Source organism: Amycolatopsis sp. NPDC049159, assembly GCF_040648295.1.
GTDB lineage: Bacteria > Actinomycetota > Actinomycetes > Mycobacteriales > Pseudonocardiaceae > Amycolatopsis > Amycolatopsis pretoriensis_A.
In genome coordinates this window covers 48,237-67,834 of the sequence record NZ_JBEZDL010000024.1, presented here as the reverse complement: position 1 = coordinate 67,834, position 19,598 = coordinate 48,237, and the positions used below count along the sequence as shown (strand labels likewise).

Genomic DNA, 19,598 nt, shown 5'->3' with positions numbered 1-19,598 from the left:
TTAAGAATCAGACGAACCGGCCGCGACCGGCGAGCGCGCCGAACACCACCTGCACGACGAGCAGGCCGAGCAGCATCGCCAGCGGCACGGTCCAGCCGCCCGCGACGTCGTGCAGCAGGCCGAAGAGGAACGGCCCGAGCGCGGCGAACAGGTAGCCGAAGCCCTGCGCCATCCCGGACAGCCGGGCGGTGTCCGCACCGGTCCGCGCCCGCAGCGCGATCACGGTCAGCGCCAGCGAGAACACGCTCATGCCGAGCCCGATCAGCAGGCTCCAGAGCAGCGGCGACCACGCCGGGGCGAGCATCAGCCCGGCGGTGCCGGCGAAGCCGAACACGCCGAGGGCCGCGATCCACGGACCTTGCCCGCGCTGCCGGGCGGCCATCGGCGCGACGAAGAGGCTGATCGGCACGGCGATCAGCGAGACCAGGCCGAACAGCAGGCCGGCGTCGTCGCGGGACACGCCCGCGTCCATCAGCACCTGCGGGAACCAGCCCATCGCCGCGTAGGCGTAGAACGCCTGCAGCCCGAAGAACACCGTGACGATCCAGGCCAGGCGGTTGCGCAGCAGCGACCGGCCGGCCTGGGCGGCATCGGTGTGCCTCGGTGCCCGGCCGGTGCCGCGGGCTGCGAGAATCCACGCCAGCAACGCGACGACGGCCACCACGGCCCAGCTGCCCAGTGCCGGGCGCCAGCCGCCGAACGCGTCGCCGAGCTGCGGGGTCACGGCCGACCCGAGCGCGCCGCCGCCCTGCAGGGCCGCGGTGTAGACACCGGTCATGACGCCGATGCGGGCCGGGAAGGAGTCCTTGATGACCACCGGGATCAGCACGTTGATCAGGGCGATGCCGGCGGTCGCCACGAGCGTCCCGCCGAGCACCACGGCCGGGCCGTCGAGCACGCGCAGCACGAGCCCGGTCGCGAGCGTCCCGAGCGCGATCCCGATGGCGGCGCCGATGCCGGCCCGGCGGGCGAGCAGCGGCGCGGCCAGCCCGGCGCCGGCGAAGCAGAGCGTCGGCAACGTCGTGAGCACGCCGGCCCAGACGCCGGACGTCCCCAGGTCCTGGCGCATTTCCGCGAGCATGGGGCCGACGCCGGTGATGGCCGGGCGCAGGTTGAGGGCGGTGAGCACCACCGCGACCGCGAGCAGCACGCCGGCGGCGACCACGCCCGGCGCGCGGAACTCCACGGCGCCGTCCAGTTCGGGTTCGAGGCCGGATTCACGGTGTTCGACGTGCATGACCGCTACTATCGCATACGTAGGATGATTGGATGAAGGGATAATCCTGTGCCTCTGGCCACCACCCGGCGAGCAGGCCTCGTCGACCAGGTCATCGACCAGCTGCGGACCGCGGTCACGCAGGGCGAATGGCCCATCGGCGAACGCATCCCCACCGAGGCCGAGCTCGTCGACCAGCTCGGCGTCGGACGCAACACCGTTCGCGAAGCCGTGCGCGCGCTCGCCCACACCGGCCTGCTGGAGGTCCGGCAGGGCGACGGCACGTACGTGCGCGCCACGAGCGAGGTGTCCGGCGCGATCCGGCGGCTCTGCGGGTCGGAGCTGCGCGAAGTCCTGCAGGTCCGGCGCACCTTGGAAGTCGAAGGCGCGCGCCTGGCCGCAGCCGAGCGAACCGAGGAAGAGGTCGCCGGGCTGTGGGCCGTGCTCTCCCGCCGGGAGACCGAGCTGCGAGAAGGGCGGTGGGAGGACTTCGCGCGCACGGACGCGGAGTTCCACTGCGCCGTCGTGCGCGCCGGCCACAACCGGCTGCTCACCGAGCTCTACCGCGGGCTGACCGAGGTCATCACGGCCAGCGTCGCGGCGACGTCCAGCATCACGCCGGGCGCGGAGCACGCACCCGAGATCGGCCACGAAGGGCTCGCCCGGGCCATCGCCGACCGCGACGCGGATCGGGCCGCCGCCGAGGCGTGCGGGTTCCTGGACGAGTTGCTGGAGCGCATCGAAAGCGCCTGACCTGCACATTCGCCACGCTGGCACCACGATCGACCCCTAAGGGTGCCAGTTCAGGGTTGTCATGGCACCACCGTGGCGCCATAGTTGTGCCATGGACCTGACGCCCTTCGTAGACGAACTCCGCCGGGAGCTCGCGGTCGCCGCCGAAGCGGCGGGCGAGGAAGCCGTCGCACTCGCCGAGCGGCTCACCGCGCCGCTCGAATCGGCGATCCGGCTCACCCTGCTCGACGCCCTTTCCGCGGCGGCCGACGAGATCACCCGCGACCTCGCGCCCGGTTCCGTCGAAGTCCGCCTGCGCCGCCGCGAAGCCGAATTCGCCGTCGCGCTGCCGACCGCTCCCGAACCGCCGCCCCAGGAAACGCCGCCGGCACCCCCGGAAACCGACGACGGCGCCGTGGCCCGGATCAACCTCCGGCTGCCCGAAGCGCTCAAGCAGCGCGTCGAAGAGGCGGCGAACCGCGAAATGCTCTCGACCAACGCGTGGCTCGTCCGGGCCGCGCACGCCGCACTCCGGCCCGGCAAGAGCCAGACCCAGCGCCGTTCGGCCTTCGGTGAGAAGTACACCGGCTGGGTCCAGTAACCCACCCCTCTTCCCTTCACGTCTCCGACCTGCGGAGACGCCACCAGAGCACCCCAGGAGGGCGCAGCCATGCCCGTTTTCGCCACCCCCGAGCCGATCTCGGCCACGCTCGACGTAAGCATCGCCGACATCCGGATCGTCGCCGGCGAGCGCGCGGAAACCACCGTCGAGGTCGAGCCCGCCGACCCGTCCGAACCCGAAGACGTGAAGGCGGTCGCCAAGACCCGCGTCGAGTTCGCGAGCGGCGAGCTGCTGGTCAAGGGCCCGAAGTACGCCACCAAGCTGTGGGGCCGGGGCGGCTCCCTGCACATCACGGTCGAACTGCCCGCCGGCTCGCGCCTGCGGTCCACGGCCGCCATGGGCGACATCCGGGTCAGCGGTCACGTCGGCGACAGCCGCATCAAGACCTCGGTCGGCGACATCCACGTCGACGAAGCCGCCCGGCTCGAGGCGAGCACCGCCACCGGCGACGTCACCGTCGAGCGGGCCACCGGGCACGTCGAGGCCCACACCGGCTCCGGCGAGCTGCGGATCCGCGAGATCGACGGCACCGCCGTGCTGAAGAACTCCAACGGCGAGACCCGCATCGGCGAGGTCACCGGCGACCTGCGGGTCAGCACCGCCAACGGCGACATCTTCGTCTCCCTCGCCCACGCGGCCGTGCACGCCAAGACCGCGTCCGGCGACATCCGGATCAACGAGGTCATCCGCGACGCCGTCGTCCTGGAGACCGCGGTCGGCGAGATCGAGGTCGGCGTCCGCGAAGGCACCGCCGCCTGGCTCGAGCTCAACTCCCTGACCGGCTCCGTGCGCAACACGCTCACCCCGTCCGAGGGGCCGGGCGGGACCACGGAAACGGTCGAGGTCAAAGCCCACACCTACACCGGCGACATCGTCATCCGCCGGGCCTGAAACTCCAAGCAGACAAGGGGAAGACCATGCCAGACGCCATCGTGGCCGAAGGGCTCGTCAAGAAGTACGGCTCCGTCACCGCGCTCGACGGGATGGACCTGCGGGTCCCGGAAGGCACCGTGCTCGGCGTGCTCGGACCGAACGGCGCCGGGAAGACCACCACCGTCCAGATCCTCACGACGCTGCAGAAGCCGGACGCCGGCCGCGCGACCGTCGCCGGGTTCGACGTCGTGAAGGACGCGCACGAGCTGCGTTCGCACATCGGCGCGTCGGGGCAGTACGCCGCCGTCGACCAGGAGCTGACCGGAGCCGAGAACCTCGAAATGGTCGGGCGGCTCTACCACCTGGGCACCAAGCGGGCCAAGGCCCGCGGCCGGGAGCTGCTGGCCCGGTTCAGCCTCGAAGACGCCGCCGACCGGCCGGTGAAGGGCTACTCCGGCGGCATGCGGCGCCGGCTCGACCTGGCCGGCGCGCTCGTGGCCAACCCGCCGGTGCTGTTCCTCGACGAGCCCACGACCGGGCTCGACCCGCGCGCCCGCACCGAGCTGTGGGACGTGATCACCGAACTGGTCGCCGGCGGCACCACGCTGCTGCTGACCACGCAGTACCTCGAAGAGGCCGACCGGCTGGCCGACAGCATCGCCGTCGTCGACCACGGGCGCGTGATCGCCCGCGGCACCGCCGACGAGCTCAAGGACCTGGTCGGCGGCGAGCGGATCGAGCTGACCGTCGGCACGCACGCCGACGTCGGAGTCGCGCAGCGGGCGCTGGCGCGGCTGGCCAGCGGGGAGCCGCAGGCCGAGGCGTTCCGGCTCACCGTGCCCGTGACCCACGGCGCGAAAGCGCTTACCGAAGCGCTCGCCCTGCTCGCCGCCGACGGCGTCGACGTCCGCGACGTCGGTGTCCGCCGCCCCACCCTCGACGACGTTTTCCTCACTCTGACGGGCCACGACGTGGCCGAGACCGCGAAGGAGGCCGTGTGATGAACGCGGTGCAGATGGCCGTGACCGACGGCGTGACCGTCGCCAAGCGCAACTCGATCAAGATCGTCCGGTCGCTGGACCTGCTCGGGTCCATCGTGTTCATGCCGGTGATGTTCGTGCTGCTCTTCGGCTACGTGTTCGGCAGCGTGATCGACATCCCCGGCATGTCGTACCGCGAGTTCATGCTCCCGGGGATCTTCACCCTCGCGGTGGCGATGGGCAGCATCGTCACCGGCTACGGGCTGACCGACGACCTGCAGAAGGGCATCATCGACCGGTTCAGATCGCTGCCGATGTCGCCGGCCGCGGTGCTGATCGGACGGACCACGGCGGATCTGATCCTCAACGTGACGAGCCTGCTCATCATGGGGATCGTGGGCTTGCTCGTCGGCTGGCGCATCCACACCGGCCCGCTCGAAGCGCTCGGCGGCGTCGTCCTGCTGCTCGCCTTCGCCTACGCGCTGTCCTGGGTGATGGGGACGCTCGGCCTGGCCGTGCGCAAGCCCGAGGTGTTCAACAACGTCTCGAGCGTGGCGATCTTCCCGCTCACGTTCCTGGCCAACACGTTCGTCGACAGCGGCCGCCTGCCCACCCCCCTGCGGGTGATCGCGGACTGGAACCCGGTCTCGGCGATCACGCAGGCGGCGCGGGAGCTGTTCGGCAACACGAGCGCGTCGATGCCGGTGCACGACGTCTGGCCGATGCAGCACGCGGTGCTGGCTTCGGTGCTGTGGATCGCGGTGCTGCTGGCGATCTTCGTGCCGCTTTCGGTGCGCTGCTACAAGAAGGCCACGAGCCACTGACTCACGGCAGCGTGAGGATCTCGCTGCCGTCGGCCGTCACCACGAGGGTGTGCTCGAACTGGGCCGTCCACTTCTTGTCCTTCGTGGTGACGGTCCAGTCGTCGGGCCAGATGTCGTAGTCGATGGTGCCCAGCGTGATCATCGGCTCGATCGTGAAGGTCATGCCCTCCTCGATGATCGTGTCGACGGAGGGCTCTTCGTAGTGCAGGACCGTCGGCGGCGTGTGGAACGCGGGGCCGACGCCGTGGCCGGTGAAGTCGCGGACCACGCCGTAGCCGAAGCGCTTGGCGTAGGACTCGATGACCCGGCCGATCACGTTGAGCCGGCGGCCCGGCCGGACCGCCTTGATCGCCCGCATCGTCGCCTCGCGGGTGCGCTCGACCAGCAGGCGGGCCTCCTCGGAGACGTCGCCGGCCAGGAACGTCCCGTTCGTGTCGCCGTGGACGCCGCCGATGTAGGCGGTGACGTCGATGTTGCAGATGTCGCCGTCCTCGATCACCGTCGAGTCCGGGATGCCGTGGCAGATGACCTCGTTGAGCGAGGTGCAGCACGACTTCGGGAAGTGGCGGTAGCCCAGCGTCGAGGGGTAGGCGTGGTGGTCGAGGACGAACTCGTGTACCACCTTGTCGATGTCGTCGGTGGTGGCGCCCGGCTTGACCGCCTTGCCGCCCTCTTCCAGCGCCTGCGCGGCGATCCGGCTCGCGATCCGCATCGCCTCGATCACCTCGGGCGTGCGCACGCCGTTGCCGGTGTCCCGCTTCGGCGCCGGCTTGTCCACGTACTCGGGACGGGCGATGGAACTGGGGACGTCACGGCGCGGCGTCTGAACGCCGGGAACCAGCGGGGCACGAACGGACATGCCCCCACTTTACGACGGCCCGCTCAGCCGAGCCCCGCCAGGAACCGGTGGGCCGCCTGCACCGCGGGTTTCGACGAGCCCGCCTCGGTCAGCAGCACGGCGAACGCCAGGTCGCCGCGGTAGCCGACGAACCAGCCGTGCGAGCGGGAGCCGTCGCCGAACTGGGCGGTGCCGGTCTTGCCCGCGACGTCGGGGATGTCCCGCAGGCCGGTCGCCGTCCCCGCGGTGACGACCTCGCGCATCATCCCGCGCAGCGCGTCGAGGACGTCCTGCGACGGCGCGTCGCCGACGTTCTTCGTGCTCGCCGGCATCCCCTTCACCAGCGACGGCGTCGGCACCTTCCCGGCCTGCACGGTCGCCGCGGCCAGCGCCATGCCGAACGGGCTGGTCACCACCGTGCCCTGGCCGAAGCCGTTTTCCGCGCGCTGGACGGCCGAGTCGCTGGCCGGCACGGCGCCGGTGACCGTGGTCAGGCCGGGCACGACGAAGTCCGCGCCGAGCCCGAACGAGCGGGCGGTGTCGGTGAGCGCCGAGGCAGGCAGGCCCGCGGCGAGCCGGGCGAAGGTCGTGTTGCAGGACCGCGCGAACGCCGTCTTCAACGGGACCCGGCCCAGGTCGAAGCGGCCTTCGTTCGGCACGACCCGGTTTTCGATCGTCGTGGTGCCGGGGCAGTCGACCGGGCTTTCGGCGTCGACGTCGCCGGTCGACAGCGCGGCCGCCGCCGTCACGATCTTGAACGTCGACCCCGGCGGGTAGCGCCCGGCCAGCGCCAGCGAGCCTTCGCCGTCGGCGGCGGCGTTCTGCGCCACGGCGAGGATGTCGCCGCTCGACGGCTGGATCGCCACCAGCGCGGCCGGGTACTCCTCGGTCTCGAGGGCCTTCTCGGCGGCGACCTGGATCCGCGCGCTGAGCGTGCTGGTCACGGCGGGCGCGGGCCGCGGCGGCTCGGCCTTGAGTTCGGCCGACTCGCCGCCGGTGACGTCCCGGGTGACGATCCGCCAGCCCGCCGCCCCGGCCAGCTCCTGCTCGACCAGCGCGCGGATGCCCGGCAGGACCTGCTGCCCGGACCCGCGGGTCACCGGCAGCAGCCGCTCCTGGCTGGCGAAGCGGACGCCGGGCAGGTCGTAGATCACCGGCTTGACCCGCTGGTAGTCGCCGGCCCGCAGGCTGATCACCGGGTAGGCGTCGCCGGGCTTGGTCTTGCTCATCCCGTCCAGCACCGAGCGGCCGGTGACCGACGGCTCGTACCGGTGCAGGGCCTTGGCGAGCGTCCCGGCGACGGCGCTCGGGTCGCCGGCCTTCTGCGGGTCGACGACCACGCCGATCACGGTCTGCGGGCGCATCAGCGGCACGCCGTCGCGGTCGAGGACCGGCGCGGTCTCCGGCAGCTGGGGCAGCAAGCCGAGGGTCTGGCCGACGGCCAGCTGCGGGTGCACGACGGTCGGCTGCCAGTGCACCTGCCAGCCGTTCTCGGCCGCGCGCAGCTGCGCGTCGGCGCGGTAGGACCAGCTGCGGCCGTGCGGCAGGTGCCAGGTCAGCCGGTAGCCGGCCGTGACGACGTCGCCGTCCGGCTGCTTCACCTCTTCGTCGTCGACGTCGAGCGACTCGGGATCGAGCACGCCCCGGACCTGGCTGAGCACGGTCTTCGCGGCGTCGGGCGAGTCGGTGTTCGCCGCGGCGGCGGCGATGTCCCCGGACGCGACGGCGTCCAGGAAGGCGGAGAGGGCGTCCTCGGGACCGTCGCCCGAGCACCCGGCCGTGGTCGCGGCGGCGAGCAGCAGCACCGCGAGCACACCGCGGCGTCGACGTGCACTCATGGCGGGATAATGCCTGGTCAGCGGGTGTCCGCCGGGCTGAAACGCCGCCACGGAAGAGTGGCTAGAACAGCACCGTCGCGTACTGGCCGACCTGCTGGAACCCGATCTTGCGGTAGGCCGCGAGCGCGGGGGTGTTGAACGCGTTGACGTACAGGCTCGCGGTGCGGCCCAGGCCGCGGACGAGCCGGTTGACGACCGCGGCCGTGCCGGCGGTGCCGAGCCCGCTGCCGCGGCGTTCGGGGTGCACCCAGACGCCCTGGATCTGCCCGACCGTCGCCGACATGGCGCCGATCTCGGCCTTGAAGACGACTTCGCCGTTTTCGAACCGGGCGAACGCGCGCCCGGCGCCGATCAGCTCCGTGACGCGGGCGCGGTAGCTGGCGCCGCCGTCGCCGCTGCGCGGGTCGACGCCGACCTCCTCGATGAACATCGACACGGCGGCGGGCAGGTACCGCTCGAGCTCGTCCGGCCGGACCGGCCGCACGAGGGGGTCGGCGGCCACGAGCGGCATGGCGTCGAGCGCCATCAGCGGCTGGTCGTCCCGGACCTCGCGGGCCGGGCCCCACTCGTCTTCCAGCTCGTCCCAGAGCCCGAGCACCTGCTCGGCCGGGCCGACGAGGGACGAGCAGGTGCGTTGTCTTCGCAGCGCGCGGTCGGCGAAGGACCGCAACGCGGGCGCGTTGCCGCGCAGGGGGATGAGGTTCGGCCCGGAGAAGCACAGCCCTTGGAGCCGCCCGGCGCGAACCGGGCGGCTGTCGGCGGCCCAAAGCTCACCACCGAGCCGCCACGGATCGAGACCGGCAGCCTCGACCCGGGCGCTGACCATGCAGCTGCCCACCGGGTCGGCGGCGAGCGCGGCACGGACCGCCGGATAGTCCCGATCATCGAGCAGCCGTGCACCTGCAAGCCGCAACACGAGGTCCAGGGTGCCAGATTCGGCCGGTAAACGGAACGCGAGGTCGTCGACACGCTGAGATGAACAGCCCGGTTCGCGTTCCGCGGGCAGAATCGGGCGTATGCAGCGGTACACGTACAAGGTCGTCGAGGTCCGCGAGAAGCTGCTCGGCGGGAAGATGTCGGGCGGCAAGCTCGAGAAGCTGCTCAACGACCACGCGGCCGACGGGTGGCAGCTCAAGGCGATCACCTCGGCGGAGGTGAAGGGCCGGGTCGGGCCCGGCGGGGTCGAGGGGCTGCTGGTCACCTTCGAGAAGCCGGTGGACTGATGGCGTGAACGACTCGTTCATGTCGCCTGGCGGCGTGAACGAGTCGTTCACGAGCTTCAGGCCGCGCCGCGGTAGGTGCCGATCGTCCAGGAGTTGCCCTCCGGGTCGCGGAGGCTGAACGTGTGCGAGCCGTACTCGGTGTCGGTCAGGGCGGCCGTGATCTCCGCGCCGGCGGCCCGTACCCGCGTGTGGATCTCGTCCACCTCGTCCGAGACGACGTAGATCGCGCCCGTGCCCGGCTTCATCGCGTCGTGGACGCCGTCCGGGCCGCGGACGCTGCCCAGCATCACCGCGCCACCCTCGGGCCAGCGCAGTTCGGCGTGCGCGATCAGGTCGCCTTCGGGCACCACCAGTGCCTCGGTGAAGCCCAGGATGTCGACGAGGAACCGGACCGCGGCCGGGGCGTCGTCGTACCGGAGAGCGGGCCAGACGTTCGGTTCAGGAGTCATGCTCGCGAGTCTTGCCCGGCGGCCCCCTCCTGGTCTTGGAGGAACGGGAGCTCCTCGGCGATCCACGTGCCCGGGGTGCACCCGGCCAGCGCGCGCCACTCGTTGCTCAGGTGCGCCTGGTCGTAGTAGCCGCACTCCACCGCCAGCGCGGCCAGGTCCGTGCGGCCCCGGCGCAGCAGCCGCCCGGCCCGCTCGAACCGCAGGACCCGCGCCGCCTGCTTCGGCGCCAGGCCCAGCTCCGCGCGGAACCGCTCGCCCAGGTGACGGCGGCTCCAGCCGACCTCACCGGCGAGGTCGCCGACGCGCACCCGCCCGTCGGAACCCCGCAGCCGGCGCCACGCCTCCCCCAGCTCGGGCGGCGGCGCCACCGGCTCGACGGCCCGGGCGGCCAGGACGTCGTCGAGCAGCGCGAACCGCTGCGGCCAGGTCGGCAGCTCCCGCAGCCGGTCCGGCAGCGAGCCGAGGCCGAAGCCGGCGAGGTCGGCCACCTCGCCGCTCAGCTCCGCCGCCGTGACGCCGAAGAGCGTGCGCACGCCCAGCGGGTCGAGCTCCAGCTGCAGGCCCTCCTGCACGCGGTCCTGCCGGATCAGGACCGCGTTCGTGTGCAGCCCGCCGATCAGCGCCCGCAGGCTGTGCCCGGCCATCCGGACCGGCCCGGCGAGGCTGATGACCAACGTCACGTGCCGGGACGGCAGGCCGCGGTGGACCGGCAGCGTCACCTCGTCCTGCCGGTACCCGACATAGCGCGTGACCAGGGGCCGCACCACGGGGTGCGGCTCGTGAACAGCCCAGGTCACGGTCACGAATGCCAGCGTAAACGTCACCACCGACAGTTCCGGTTCTGCTAACACGGAGGGTGCGTCCCCCACCGCGGAAGGAACCACCGATGACGATCCAGGAGCAGGCGCAGCAGCTGGAGCTGCTCGCCGACCAGGTGCCGACCGGCATCGCACTCGCGACCAAGAGCGACCTCGAAGACCTGCAGGCCCAGGTGCTCGGCCTGCTCGGGGAGACGTCCACCGCGACCGCGATCCAGGGCGCCATCCAGCTCGCTTCGCAGCAGATCGACGAGGTGGCGGCCGCGCTCGAGAACGTCCGCCTGCAGATCCGGGACGCCGCTCAGCACCACCTGCAGGGCTGACGCTCCCCCCAGGCCAGACTCAGCCGGCGGTGACCACGGGCTCGCCCTGGCCGAGGGACTCCCCGGCCTCCTCGGCGATGCGCATGGCCTCTTCGATCAGCGTCTCGACGATGGCGTGCTCGGGCACGGTCTTGATGACCTCGCCCTTGACGAAGATCTGGCCCTTGCCGTTGCCGGACGCGACGCCCAGGTCGGCCTCGCGGGCCTCGCCCGGGCCGTTGACGACGCAGCCCATGACGGCCACGCGCAGCGGGATCTCCATGCCCTCGAGCCCGGCCGTGACCTGCTCGGCGAGCGTGTAGACGTCGACCTGCGCGCGCCCGCACGACGGGCAGGACACGATCTCCAGCTTGCGCTGCTTGAGGTTCAGCGACTGCAGGATCTGGATGCCGACCTTGACCTCTTCGACCGGCGGCGCGGACAGCGAGACGCGGATGGTGTCGCCGATGCCCTGGCGCAGCAGCGCGCCGAACGCGACGGCCGACTTGATGGTGCCCTGGAACGCCGGGCCGGCCTCGGTGACGCCGAGGTGCAGCGGGTAGTCGCACTGCTCGGCCAGCAGCTCGTAGGCGCGCACCATGACCACCGGGTCGTTGTGCTTCACCGAGATCTTGATGTCGTGGAAGTCGTGCTCGGCGAACAGCGACGCCTCCCAGAGCGCCGACTCGGCCAGCGCTTCCGGCGTCGCCTTGCCGTACTTGTCCATGATCCGCTTGTCGAGCGAGCCGGCGTTGACGCCGATCCGGATCGGCGTGCCGTGGTCCTTCGCGGCCTGCGCGATCTCCTTGACCTGGTCGTCGAACTTCCGGATGTTGCCCGGGTTCACGCGCACGGCCGCGCAGCCGGCCTCGATCGCCGCGAAGACGTACTTCGGCTGGAAGTGGATGTCGGCGATCACCGGGATCTGCGACTTCTTCGCGATCGCGGGCAGCGCCTCGGCGTCGTCGGCCGACGGGCACGCGACGCGGACGATGTCGCAGCCCGCGGCGGTCAGCTCGGCGATCTGCTGCAGGGTGGCGTTGACGTCGGAGGTGAGCGTCGTCGTCATCGACTGGACGGAGATCGGGAAGTCGCTGCCGACGCCGACCGCGCCCACCTGGAGCTGGCGGGTCTTGCGGCGCTCGGAGAGGACGGGCGGGGGCAGGGCGGGCATACCGAGTGCGACGGTCACGCTTTCCAGCGTACCTACCCCGACCGGGCCACCTTCACCATGTCAACCGTCACGGTGAGCAGCATTACGGCCTGTGCGACCCGCCAGGGAGGGGCCGGAACCCCTCCGTGGCGGCTACTGCCCGATTCGAATCGGGTTGACGATGTCCGCCGTCACCGTGAGTAGCGTCACCGCGCCGCCGATGAGCACGAGGACCATGGTGATCCCGGACAACCGCGTGTAGTCGACCGGGCCGCCCGCCGTCTTGCCGCGCCGGGCGCGGATCCAGTCGCGGACGCGCTCGTACCAGACCACCGCGATGTGCCCGCCGTCGAGCGGCAGCAGCGGCAGCAGGTTGAACACCCCGATGAAGAAGTTCAGGCTGGCCAGCAGGAAGAAGAACAGCACCCAGATGCCCCGCTCGACGGCCTCGCCGCCGATCCGGCTCGCGCCGACGACGCTGACCGGGGTGTTCGGGTCGCGCTCGCCGCCGAAGATCGCGGTGACCACGGCGGGGATGCGCTCCGGGAACTCGACGAGCCGCTGCGCCGTCTCGGCGAACATCGTGCCGGTGAAGCTGAACGTGGCGCCGACCGCGGCGACCGGGCCGTACTGCGTGGTCGCCGAGGACTTCTGCGGCGAAGCACCGATCATGCCGACCTCTTTGACGCCTTCGGCGGTCCAGCGCTGCACCTTCGGCACGTCGACGGTGAGCGAAAGCCGCTGCTCACCGCGCTGCACCTCGAACGCGGTCGGGCCGCTGGTGGCCTGGACCGCGGTGAGCATCTCGTCCCAGCTCGCGATCGGCTTCCCGCCGACCGACAGGATCTTGTCACCCGCCAGGAGCCCGGCCGTCCTGGCCGGGGTGAGCGCGTCCGCGGCGCAGGTGGGGTTCTGCGCCTGCGCCTTGGCCTGCTCTTCCGTCGTGATCGACTGGGCGCACGACGTGGCCGACAGCACCGCCGGGGGCGGCGTGAGATTCGGCAGGCCCATCGTCACGGCCATCAGGTAGAGCACCACGAAGCCCAGGATGAAGTGGGTGATCGACCCCGCCGACATCACGACGGTGCGCTTCCAGGTCTTGAACCGCCACATCGCGCGCGGCGCCTCGTCCGGCGTCACCTCGTCGAGCGCGGTCATGCCGGCGATGTCGCAGAACCCGCCCAGCGGGATCCACTTGAGGCCGTACTCGGTCTCGCCGCGACGCCAGGAGAACACCGTCGGCCCGAAGCCCACGAAGTACCGGCGGACCTTCATGCCGAAGGCCTTCGCGGTGACCATGTGCCCGGCCTCGTGCAGCGCGACCGAGATGCAGATCCCCAGCGCGAACAGCACCACGCCGATGATGTAGGACACCGCTACTTCCCCTCGATGATCGAACCGGCCCGCGCGCGAGCCCAGCGCTCGGCGGCGAGAACGTCGTCGACGTCGCGCGGTTCGCGACGCCACTCGTCGGCGGCTCCCACCACCTCGGAAACAGTGTCCACTATCGACGTGAAGCTGGTGTTCTGCGCCAGGAAAGCGGACACGAGCTCCTCGTTCGCGGCGTTGTAGACGGCGGGCAGGCAGCCGCCCACGGTGCCGCAGTGCCGGGCCAGCTCGACGGCCGGGAAGGCCTCGTCGTCGAGCGGCTCGAACGTCCAGGTCGCGGCCTTGTCCCAGGTGCAGGCCGGTGCGGCGGCGGGAACGCGGTCGGGCCAGTGCAGGGCGAGCGCGATCGGCAGCCGCATGTCGGGCGGGCTGGCCTGGGCGATCGTCGAGCCGTCGGCGAAGGTCACCATCGAGTGCACGATCGACTGCGGGTGCACGGTGACGTCGATCCGCGCCGGCTCGATGCCGAACAGCAGGGCCGCCTCGATCAGCTCCAGGCCCTTGTTGACCAGGGTGGCGGAGTTGATCGTGATGAGCGGGCCCATGGACCAGGTCGGGTGCGCCATCGCCTGCTCGACGGTGACCCCGGCCAGCTCGGCGCGCTTGCGGCCGCGGAAGGGACCGCCGGACGCGGTGAGCACGAGCCGCGCGACCTCTTCCTTGCGCCCGGCGCGCAGGGCCTGGGCGATGGCGGAGTGCTCGGAGTCGACGGGCACCAGCTGCCCGGGCTTGGCCGCGGCGAGCACCAGCGGCCCGCCGGCGATCAGCGACTCCTTGTTCGCGAGCGCGAGGGTGGCGCCGGTGGCGAGCGCTTTGAGCGTGGGCTCGAGGCCGCGGGAGCCGGGCAGGGCGTTGAGGACGGTGTCGACCTCGACGGCATCGATCAGCTCGGTGACGGCGTCGGAGCCCGCGAAGAGCCGCGGCAGCTTGAACTCGCCCCGGGAGTAGCCCCGCTGCTGCGCTTCGGCGTACAGCGCGAGCTGCACGTCTTCGGCGGCGGTGGCCTTGGTCACGGCGACGGCCTCGACCCCGTGGGCGAGCGCTTGCGCGGCGAGCGCGGCCGGATCCGCCCCACCCGCGGCGATCCCGGCCACCCGGAACAGGTGCGGGTTGCGGGCCGCGACGTCGAGGGCCTGCACACCGATGGACCCGGTCGAGCCGAGCACGAGAACGCTTCGCGAGGTAGTCATCGCGGGCCATTGTCGCGCGGCCCGTGTCCGCGGCGCACCCGGAGGTGTGGGATCATCGGCGCGTACGTGGTTCACGGGTCTTGAGGAGTTCATCGTGGCAGGCAAGGCGGTCGAGAAGCGGCCCGAGGTCGACCCCCGCGACGAGCCGTCCGCGGCCTGGGGCTGGCACGGATCGTTCCCGAAGGGCACCCGGATCGCCGGCTGGGTCAGCGCGATCATCCTGCTGGTGATGATCAAGGGCAACCACGAGAACAACACCGAGAACGTGTGGCTCGTCGGCCTCGCACTGTTCCTGATCCTGCTGCTCGTGCTGGACATCCGCAAGCGCCGCACGGCCTGGCGCAAGTAGTCCGTGAAGGACTAACGTCCCCGGCATGAAGCTGCGCTGGGGTCTGGCTCTCGTCGGTGTCTTGAGTGCGTTGCTGGTGCCCGCCGTTCCCGCTTCGGCTGCTTTTTCGCCGGTGGTCCGGTGCGAGTTCACCCCGACCCCTTCGAACCCGGCCGCGCGTCCCGTGGTCCGTCCGCTGCCGTTCGCACTGACGCGCGGGACCGTGGACGTGACGTTCCGCTTCAACTACGGCCCGGTGACGGTGCGGTTGAACCGTGCGGGGGCGGCGCCGTGCGCAGTGCACAACATGGTTTCGCTGATCGCGCAGCGGTTCTACGACCGGTCCCAGTGCTGGCGGCTGTCGAACTCCTCCCGGTTGGGTGTCCTGCAGTGCGGGGACATCTACGAGGTCGAGAAGGGCGGGCCGGGGTACAAGTTCCCGGACGAGGTTTCGGGTGCCGAGACCTACCCGCGGGGGACGGTCGCGATGGGGAACCAGGGGCCGGGGACCAACGGGTCGGAGTTCTTCATCGTGCATTCGTTCGCGAACATCCCGGCGAACTATTCGGTGCTGGGGACGGTGGTGCGCGGGATGTCGGCGATCGATCACATGGTGAAGGACGGGATCATCCCGACCGCCCCGGACGGGCCGCTGGACGGGGCACCGGCTCATCCGGTGAAGATCCAGCGGGCTTCGGTGGGCTGGTAGGTCATTCGCCCTCGGCGGTCGCCAGCAGAATCCGCAACTGCTCCACGACCGCTGGAACGCTCGGCGCTGCTTGTTCCGGTTGGGTCGCCTGCGGGGTCGCGACCGAATCGAGGTCGGAGAACTTGGCGTCGCTTTCCGAGTTTGCCTTGAGAACGGCTCTGGCTCGCGAGTACCCCTCAGAAAGATCATCCGGCGAGTAACGTTCGACCACTTTCAACGCCCAGGACAACTCGGTCCAATCCTGCTGCTCTGATTCGCCAGCGAGGAACTCATCGATCAGCTCACGCGCGCAGCAGACGACGAAGACCGTGAACTCTGTGGCGAGATCCTCCGAAATGTACGGGCAGTGCCGGACGTAGTCCAGCAGGTCGGCCAAGTCCATAAAATCACCGGCCACCCCTGGCCGGAAACGCTCGACTGAGGCCAGGTCTTTCACCGCGTGTTCGGCGAGCCGCGGGGAGTGCAAATCCATCGAGTACGCCAGCACACTGGATACATGGCTCATCAGGCCGGACGTACCCAATTCGGCCGTGCTCGGACAGAGGTGTTCGTCGTTCCCCAGCGGGCACGGATCGACGATCTCGGCGAGAATGGCCGCCGAGAACTTTCGCTCGTGCTCGCGCAGCTTCTTCATGACCAGGCCGTCACGCACGTCTGCCCCGATGTAGAAGAGCTTCGCCAGGTGTTCCGGAACCTCGAGGATGCAAATCAGCACGCCGACGTCACACCTCCCGCGGTGCAACCGACCTTGCAGGTATTCCGCGACAGACGGGTTGTGCAACCCCACAGTCGACCGTCCGTCGAGATGAGTTCGGATGAGAAGCAGCGAACCGTTGAGCACCTTGACGGCACGGTGAAAACCTTGTGGATCAGCCCGAAACCCTAGGCATCGGCGATACCTGATCCAGACCTTCTCGAGTTCGTCGATATAAGTACCCGAATGAAGGTCCAGCACCGCCAGCAGTTCGAGAACCTGCACACAGGAGTCGTCCAACTCGTTTTCGACGACACGTCCCCACACCAGTTCTGGCTCGTCGAAGTTCGCCATCATCTGTTCCGGGACCCGGACACTCGGCACCCCGGCAAAGCCGCTCAGACCGAGCGTGCGCTCAGCGATCCGGGGGTTGAAATGTGGGCCGTAAACCAGCAAATACCAGGCATCCGACTCACCGAACCGGCGTTTCTCCCCCTCGGGGATTTCCGAATGGTAGACGAGGCTGTACAGAATTTCGGCCTTCACCCCCGGATCGAAGTAGGCTGAACTGACGAAATAGGTCAGCGGTGAAAGATCGGCCTCCTCCAGTGCGCCGTGGATCCGCTCGGCTTGCCGGAGGAGGTAGTCGCGAGTCGTCAGGACCACGCGCTTTCCCGGCGTCCGCCGCACACGCTCGAAGACCCTCAGCAGCCTGTTGTCCTCGTTCTTGCCCAGCTTGTCGCCGAGGGTGCTCCGCCCCAGGAAGTCATTGTAGTAGAAGAACTGAGGCACATCGGTGCGCCAAGCGGCATTGATCTCGTCGACGTCTTGCGAGATCTCGACGATCTCATAGCCCTCGTGGCAGTACCCCGCCGCCAGCATCTTGGCGATCGTGGTTTTGCCGATCCCGGGGGCTCCTGCGACGATGCAAACCGATCGCTCGTCGAGGAGCCGGCGCGCCTGCGAAAAAGCGGGCGTCTGAACGAATGTCCGGGAGCACCCCTCGATGTCCACGAGCAGATCTCCCGATCGCAGCAGACTCTCCTTGCGCAGGAGTGCTTGCAGCACCGCTGTTCCGCTGAGCCAAAGGCGAAAATGGCGTTCGACGATCTCCGGGCGTTGACGGAGTTCCGCCACGATCTGGTCCACGCCATAGATGTCGCCGGCCCCGGCGACGTGCGGCGCCAGGCCAGCCACCAGCTTGTCCTTCGCCTCGACGGTGAGTTCGACGCTGGTCGCCAGCAGGTACCTGTGCGGCGCGAGAGCCGCGATCTTCTCACGCTCGTCCTCGACCATCGTCCTGATCAGCCGGGCTCGGTTTCCGCGGGGCCAGTGCTTGCACTGCACGACGGTCAACGTGCCGTCTTCGGCCACGTGCCTCAAGTCGATGCCCTGGTCGCGTCCGCGAGCGAAAATCTCGAACGGCAGGCCGGTCAGCTGCTCGAAAAGATCACGACACAGCACCTCGAAGTCGAAATCACTGAGCCGCCCGAGGTCGAAGCTGTCCATCCGTCGAGTGTGCCCTCGTCCCCAGGACGCCGAAAGCCGGGTACCGCGGGCACCCGGCTTTCGGAACTGCCTTCTAACGTTCGCGCGAAGGCGACACCAATTCGCTCGGCCCGCCACCGGCCTCCCCGGCGACCGCCGCCAGCTCCTCGCCCACCGACTCGCGGTCCTTCGGGCGGGCGTCCTTCGTCAGCAACGACGCCACCGCGCCGATCAGGCAGACCACGATCGCGAAGCCGAACGCCACCGCCAGGCCGGACTGGAACGGGCCCGAGATCAGGTTCGGGAAGAAGCTGCGGCCGGTCAGGAACGACGCCTGGTCCGGGGGCAGGGACGACAGCTGGCTGCCCAGGAGCTGCTGGATCGGGTTGTAGCCCAGGAACGCCGCGAACAGCACCGCCACCGCCGGGAGGTTGGCCACCTGGGCCGCCGCTGCCTCGGGGACGCCGTGGGAGACCAAGCCGTCGTGCATCGTCGACGGGAGGCTGCTCGACAGGCCCGAGATGATCAGGCTGAAGAAGAAGCCGATCGACAGGACCATCGCCGCGTTCTGGAAGGTCGTCATCATGCCCGCGCCGGAGCCGCGCGCGTCGGCCGGGAGGCTGTTCATCACCTCGGCGCGGTTGGGTGACGAGAACATGCCCATGCCGATGCCGTTGACCAGCAGGATCGCCGCGAACGCCCAGTAGTCGAAGTTCACCGGCAGGATGATCAGCAGCAGGAACGTGATCGCCGTGATCAGCAGGCCGCTGGACGCCAGCAGGCGGCTGCCGATGCGGTCGGCGAGGATGCCCGACGTCGGGGCGGCCAGCAGGAAGCCGACCGTCATCGGGAGCATGTAGATGCCCGCCCACAACGGCGTCTGCTCGAACGTGTAGCCGTGCTGCGGGAGCCAGATGCCCTGCAGCCAGATGATCAGGATGAACTGCAGCCCGCCACGGCCGAGCGACGCCGTCAGGTTCGCGATGTTGCCCCAGGTGAACGAGCGGATCCTGAACAGCGACAGCCGGAACAGCGGGTTGGGCACCTTCATCTCGATGATCACGAACGCGACCAGCACCGCGACGCCGCCGATCAGGCACGAGAGCACCATCGGGCTGGTCCAGCCGGTCTGCGACGTGCCGTAGGGCTGGATGCCGTAGGTGATGCCGACCAGCACCGCGATCAGGCCGACGGCGAAGGTGATGTTGCCCCACCAGTCCATCCGCGCGTGCTTGCGGATGCCGGTGTCGTGCAGCTTGAGGTACGCCCAGATCGTGCCGATCACGCCGAACGGCACCGAGACGAGGAAGATCAGGTTCCAGTCGACCGGCGCGAGGACGCCGCCGACGACCAGGCCGAGGAACGAGCCCGCGATGGCCGCCACGCCGTTCATGCCCAGCGCGAGGCCGCGCTGGTTGGCCGGGAAGGCGTCGGTGAGGATCGCCGAGGAGTTCGCCATCAGGAAGGCGCCGCCGACGCCCTGCACGATCCGCCAGCCGATCAGCCACAGCGCGGCCGCGTCACCGCCGAACCAGGTGACGGCCAGCATGACGGAAGAAACGGTGAAGACGGCGAAGCCGAGGTTGTACATCCTCGCGCGGCCGTACATGTCGCCGAGCCGCCCGAAGCTCACCACCAGCACCGCGGTGACCACGAGGAAGCCCATGATCATCCACAGCAGGTAGCTGGTGTTGGCCGGCTCGAGGGGGTTGATCCCGATGCCCTTGAAGATGTCGGGGAGCGCGATCAGCACGATCGAGGAGTTGATCGTGGCGATCAGCATGCCCAGCGTCGTGTTGGACAGCGCGATCCACTTGTACCGCGGCCCCAGTTCCGCGATCGAATACGTCCGGCGTTCCGCCACTGTGCAACCCTTCTGCTGGCAAGTCCCTTAGCTAGGCTAAGCAAGTTGCTTGCGTATGGCAACCAAGT

Annotated in this window: 20 protein-coding genes; 9 read left to right on the top strand and 11 right to left on the bottom strand. The window is 70.0% G+C overall.

The window, feature by feature from the left end; all coding sequences use genetic code 11:
• Positions 1–7 precede the first annotated feature (7 nt).
• Positions 8–1,237 (bottom strand): MFS transporter, encoded by a 1,230-nt coding sequence (locus AB0B33_RS37255; protein ID WP_360780830.1) that lies wholly within the window; start codon positions 1,235–1,237, stop codon positions 8–10.
• Between the two features lie 48 nt (positions 1,238–1,285).
• On the opposite strand from AB0B33_RS37255, the gene AB0B33_RS37250 reads away from it, so the two are divergent.
• From AB0B33_RS37250 to AB0B33_RS37230, 5 genes are all read left to right on the top strand, one after another.
• Positions 1,286–1,969 carry a GntR family transcriptional regulator gene (locus AB0B33_RS37250; protein ID WP_360780827.1) on the top strand — a complete coding sequence of 228 codons (684 nt, stop codon included), beginning with the start codon at positions 1,286–1,288 and terminating at the stop codon, positions 1,967–1,969.
• A gap of 91 nt (positions 1,970–2,060) precedes the next feature.
• A complete protein-coding gene (locus AB0B33_RS37245) occupies positions 2,061–2,549 on the top strand; it encodes a hypothetical protein (protein ID WP_360780824.1) in 489 nt (162 codons plus the stop codon).
• A gap of 69 nt (positions 2,550–2,618) precedes the next feature.
• The gene (locus tag AB0B33_RS37240) at positions 2,619–3,461 is read left to right on the top strand and encodes a DUF4097 family beta strand repeat-containing protein (RefSeq protein ID WP_360780821.1); all 843 of its coding nucleotides are present in this window, start codon (positions 2,619–2,621) and stop codon (positions 3,459–3,461) included.
• A gap of 26 nt (positions 3,462–3,487) precedes the next feature.
• On the top strand, positions 3,488–4,444 hold the full coding sequence (locus AB0B33_RS37235; RefSeq protein WP_247012799.1) for an ATP-binding cassette domain-containing protein: 957 nt from the start codon (positions 3,488–3,490) through the stop codon (positions 4,442–4,444).
• Positions 4,444–5,247 (top strand): ABC transporter permease, encoded by an 804-nt coding sequence (locus AB0B33_RS37230; protein WP_247012801.1) that lies wholly within the window; start codon positions 4,444–4,446, stop codon positions 5,245–5,247. Before AB0B33_RS37235 ends, AB0B33_RS37230 begins: the two co-directional genes overlap by 1 nt.
• A gap of 1 nt (position 5,248) precedes the next feature.
• Here AB0B33_RS37230 and map read toward each other — a convergent pair whose 3' ends face one another.
• From map to AB0B33_RS37215, 3 genes are all read right to left on the bottom strand, one after another.
• Positions 5,249–6,106 (bottom strand): type I methionyl aminopeptidase, encoded by an 858-nt coding sequence (map, locus tag AB0B33_RS37225; protein ID WP_360780817.1) that lies wholly within the window; start codon positions 6,104–6,106, stop codon positions 5,249–5,251.
• A 23-nt stretch (positions 6,107–6,129) separates the two neighbouring features.
• Positions 6,130–7,923, bottom strand: coding sequence for a penicillin-binding transpeptidase domain-containing protein (locus AB0B33_RS37220; protein ID WP_360780814.1), 1,794 nt, complete (start codon positions 7,921–7,923; stop codon positions 6,130–6,132).
• A 61-nt stretch (positions 7,924–7,984) separates the two neighbouring features.
• Entirely contained in the window at positions 7,985–8,839 is an 855-nt protein-coding gene (locus AB0B33_RS37215) for a GNAT family N-acetyltransferase (protein WP_247012807.1), read from the bottom strand.
• A 100-nt stretch (positions 8,840–8,939) separates the two neighbouring features.
• Here AB0B33_RS37215 and AB0B33_RS37210 point away from each other — a divergent pair, with 100 nt between their 5' ends.
• Positions 8,940–9,146: a DUF4177 domain-containing protein gene (locus tag AB0B33_RS37210; protein ID WP_360780811.1), complete on the top strand. Its 207-nt coding sequence runs from the start codon at positions 8,940–8,942 to the stop codon at positions 9,144–9,146.
• A gap of 56 nt (positions 9,147–9,202) precedes the next feature.
• On the opposite strand, the gene AB0B33_RS37205 is transcribed toward AB0B33_RS37210, so the two are convergent.
• Together AB0B33_RS37205 and AB0B33_RS37200 are read right to left on the bottom strand one after the other, a co-directional pair.
• Positions 9,203–9,595, bottom strand: a complete 393-nt coding sequence (locus AB0B33_RS37205; RefSeq protein WP_360780808.1) for a VOC family protein — start codon at positions 9,593–9,595, stop codon at positions 9,203–9,205.
• A complete protein-coding gene (locus AB0B33_RS37200; RefSeq protein WP_360780805.1) occupies positions 9,592–10,398 on the bottom strand; it encodes an AraC family transcriptional regulator in 807 nt (268 codons plus the stop codon). The genes AB0B33_RS37205 and AB0B33_RS37200 overlap by 4 nt, the downstream gene beginning before the upstream one ends.
• An 83-nt stretch (positions 10,399–10,481) precedes the next feature.
• On the opposite strand from AB0B33_RS37200, the gene AB0B33_RS37195 reads away from it, so the two are divergent.
• A complete protein-coding gene (locus AB0B33_RS37195; RefSeq protein ID WP_003057586.1) occupies positions 10,482–10,736 on the top strand; it encodes a hypothetical protein in 255 nt (84 codons plus the stop codon).
• A gap of 19 nt (positions 10,737–10,755) precedes the next feature.
• Here the strand turns inward: AB0B33_RS37195 and ispG are convergent, their stop codons facing one another.
• From ispG to dxr, 3 genes are all read right to left on the bottom strand, one after another.
• Positions 10,756–11,889 carry a flavodoxin-dependent (E)-4-hydroxy-3-methylbut-2-enyl-diphosphate synthase gene (gene ispG, locus AB0B33_RS37190; RefSeq protein ID WP_247025242.1) on the bottom strand — a complete coding sequence of 378 codons (1,134 nt, stop codon included), beginning with the start codon at positions 11,887–11,889 and terminating at the stop codon, positions 10,756–10,758.
• A gap of 132 nt (positions 11,890–12,021) precedes the next feature.
• The gene (locus tag AB0B33_RS37185; protein WP_360780802.1) at positions 12,022–13,242 is read right to left on the bottom strand and encodes a site-2 protease family protein; all 1,221 of its coding nucleotides are present in this window, start codon (positions 13,240–13,242) and stop codon (positions 12,022–12,024) included.
• Between the two features lie 2 nt (positions 13,243–13,244).
• The gene (gene dxr / locus AB0B33_RS37180) at positions 13,245–14,447 is read right to left on the bottom strand and encodes a 1-deoxy-D-xylulose-5-phosphate reductoisomerase (RefSeq protein WP_360780799.1); all 1,203 of its coding nucleotides are present in this window, start codon (positions 14,445–14,447) and stop codon (positions 13,245–13,247) included.
• Positions 14,448–14,541: 94 nt separating this feature from the next.
• On the opposite strand from dxr, the gene AB0B33_RS37175 reads away from it, so the two are divergent.
• Positions 14,542–14,796 carry a DUF2631 domain-containing protein gene (locus AB0B33_RS37175; protein WP_360780796.1) on the top strand — a complete coding sequence of 85 codons (255 nt, stop codon included), beginning with the start codon at positions 14,542–14,544 and terminating at the stop codon, positions 14,794–14,796.
• Between the two features lie 25 nt (positions 14,797–14,821).
• On the top strand, positions 14,822–15,484 hold the full coding sequence (locus tag AB0B33_RS37170; RefSeq protein ID WP_360780793.1) for a peptidylprolyl isomerase: 663 nt from the start codon (positions 14,822–14,824) through the stop codon (positions 15,482–15,484).
• 1 nt (position 15,485) lies between these two features.
• Here the strand turns inward: AB0B33_RS37170 and AB0B33_RS37165 are convergent, their stop codons facing one another.
• Positions 15,486–17,687: a restriction endonuclease gene (locus AB0B33_RS37165; protein WP_360780789.1), complete on the bottom strand. Its 2,202-nt coding sequence runs from the start codon at positions 17,685–17,687 to the stop codon at positions 15,486–15,488.
• A 73-nt stretch (positions 17,688–17,760) separates the two neighbouring features.
• Positions 17,761–19,530, bottom strand: a complete 1,770-nt coding sequence (locus AB0B33_RS37160; RefSeq protein ID WP_360780786.1) for an MFS transporter — start codon at positions 19,528–19,530, stop codon at positions 17,761–17,763.
• Between the last annotated feature and the right edge of the window lie 68 nt (positions 19,531–19,598).

What these genes read in the sequence shown, in the direction of transcription:
- AB0B33_RS37195 (WP_003057586.1), top strand. Translation starts at nt 10,482, where the DNA reads ATGACGATCCAGGAGCAGGCGCAGCAGCTGGAGCTGCTCGCCGACCAG.
- AB0B33_RS37170 (WP_360780793.1), top strand. Translation starts at nt 14,822, where the DNA reads ATGAAGCTGCGCTGGGGTCTGGCTCTCGTCGGTGTCTTGAGTGCGTTG.
- AB0B33_RS37210 (WP_360780811.1), top strand. Translation starts at nt 8,940, where the DNA reads ATGCAGCGGTACACGTACAAGGTCGTCGAGGTCCGCGAGAAGCTGCTC.
- dxr (WP_360780799.1), bottom strand. Translation starts at nt 14,447, where the DNA reads ATGACTACCTCGCGAAGCGTTCTCGTGCTCGGCTCGACCGGGTCCATC.
- AB0B33_RS37230 (WP_247012801.1), top strand. Translation starts at nt 4,444, where the DNA reads ATGAACGCGGTGCAGATGGCCGTGACCGACGGCGTGACCGTCGCCAAG.
- AB0B33_RS37205 (WP_360780808.1), bottom strand. Translation starts at nt 9,595, where the DNA reads ATGACTCCTGAACCGAACGTCTGGCCCGCTCTCCGGTACGACGACGCC.
- AB0B33_RS37235 (WP_247012799.1), top strand. Translation starts at nt 3,488, where the DNA reads ATGCCAGACGCCATCGTGGCCGAAGGGCTCGTCAAGAAGTACGGCTCC.
- AB0B33_RS37220 (WP_360780814.1), bottom strand. Translation starts at nt 7,923, where the DNA reads ATGAGTGCACGTCGACGCCGCGGTGTGCTCGCGGTGCTGCTGCTCGCC.
- ispG (WP_247025242.1), bottom strand. Translation starts at nt 11,889, where the DNA reads ATGCCCGCCCTGCCCCCGCCCGTCCTCTCCGAGCGCCGCAAGACCCGC.
- AB0B33_RS37245 (WP_360780824.1), top strand. Translation starts at nt 2,061, where the DNA reads ATGGACCTGACGCCCTTCGTAGACGAACTCCGCCGGGAGCTCGCGGTC.
- AB0B33_RS37240 (WP_360780821.1), top strand. Translation starts at nt 2,619, where the DNA reads ATGCCCGTTTTCGCCACCCCCGAGCCGATCTCGGCCACGCTCGACGTA.
- map (WP_360780817.1), bottom strand. Translation starts at nt 6,106, where the DNA reads ATGTCCGTTCGTGCCCCGCTGGTTCCCGGCGTTCAGACGCCGCGCCGT.
- AB0B33_RS37255 (WP_360780830.1), bottom strand. Translation starts at nt 1,237, where the DNA reads ATGCACGTCGAACACCGTGAATCCGGCCTCGAACCCGAACTGGACGGC.
- AB0B33_RS37165 (WP_360780789.1), bottom strand. Translation starts at nt 17,687, where the DNA reads ATGGACAGCTTCGACCTCGGGCGGCTCAGTGATTTCGACTTCGAGGTG.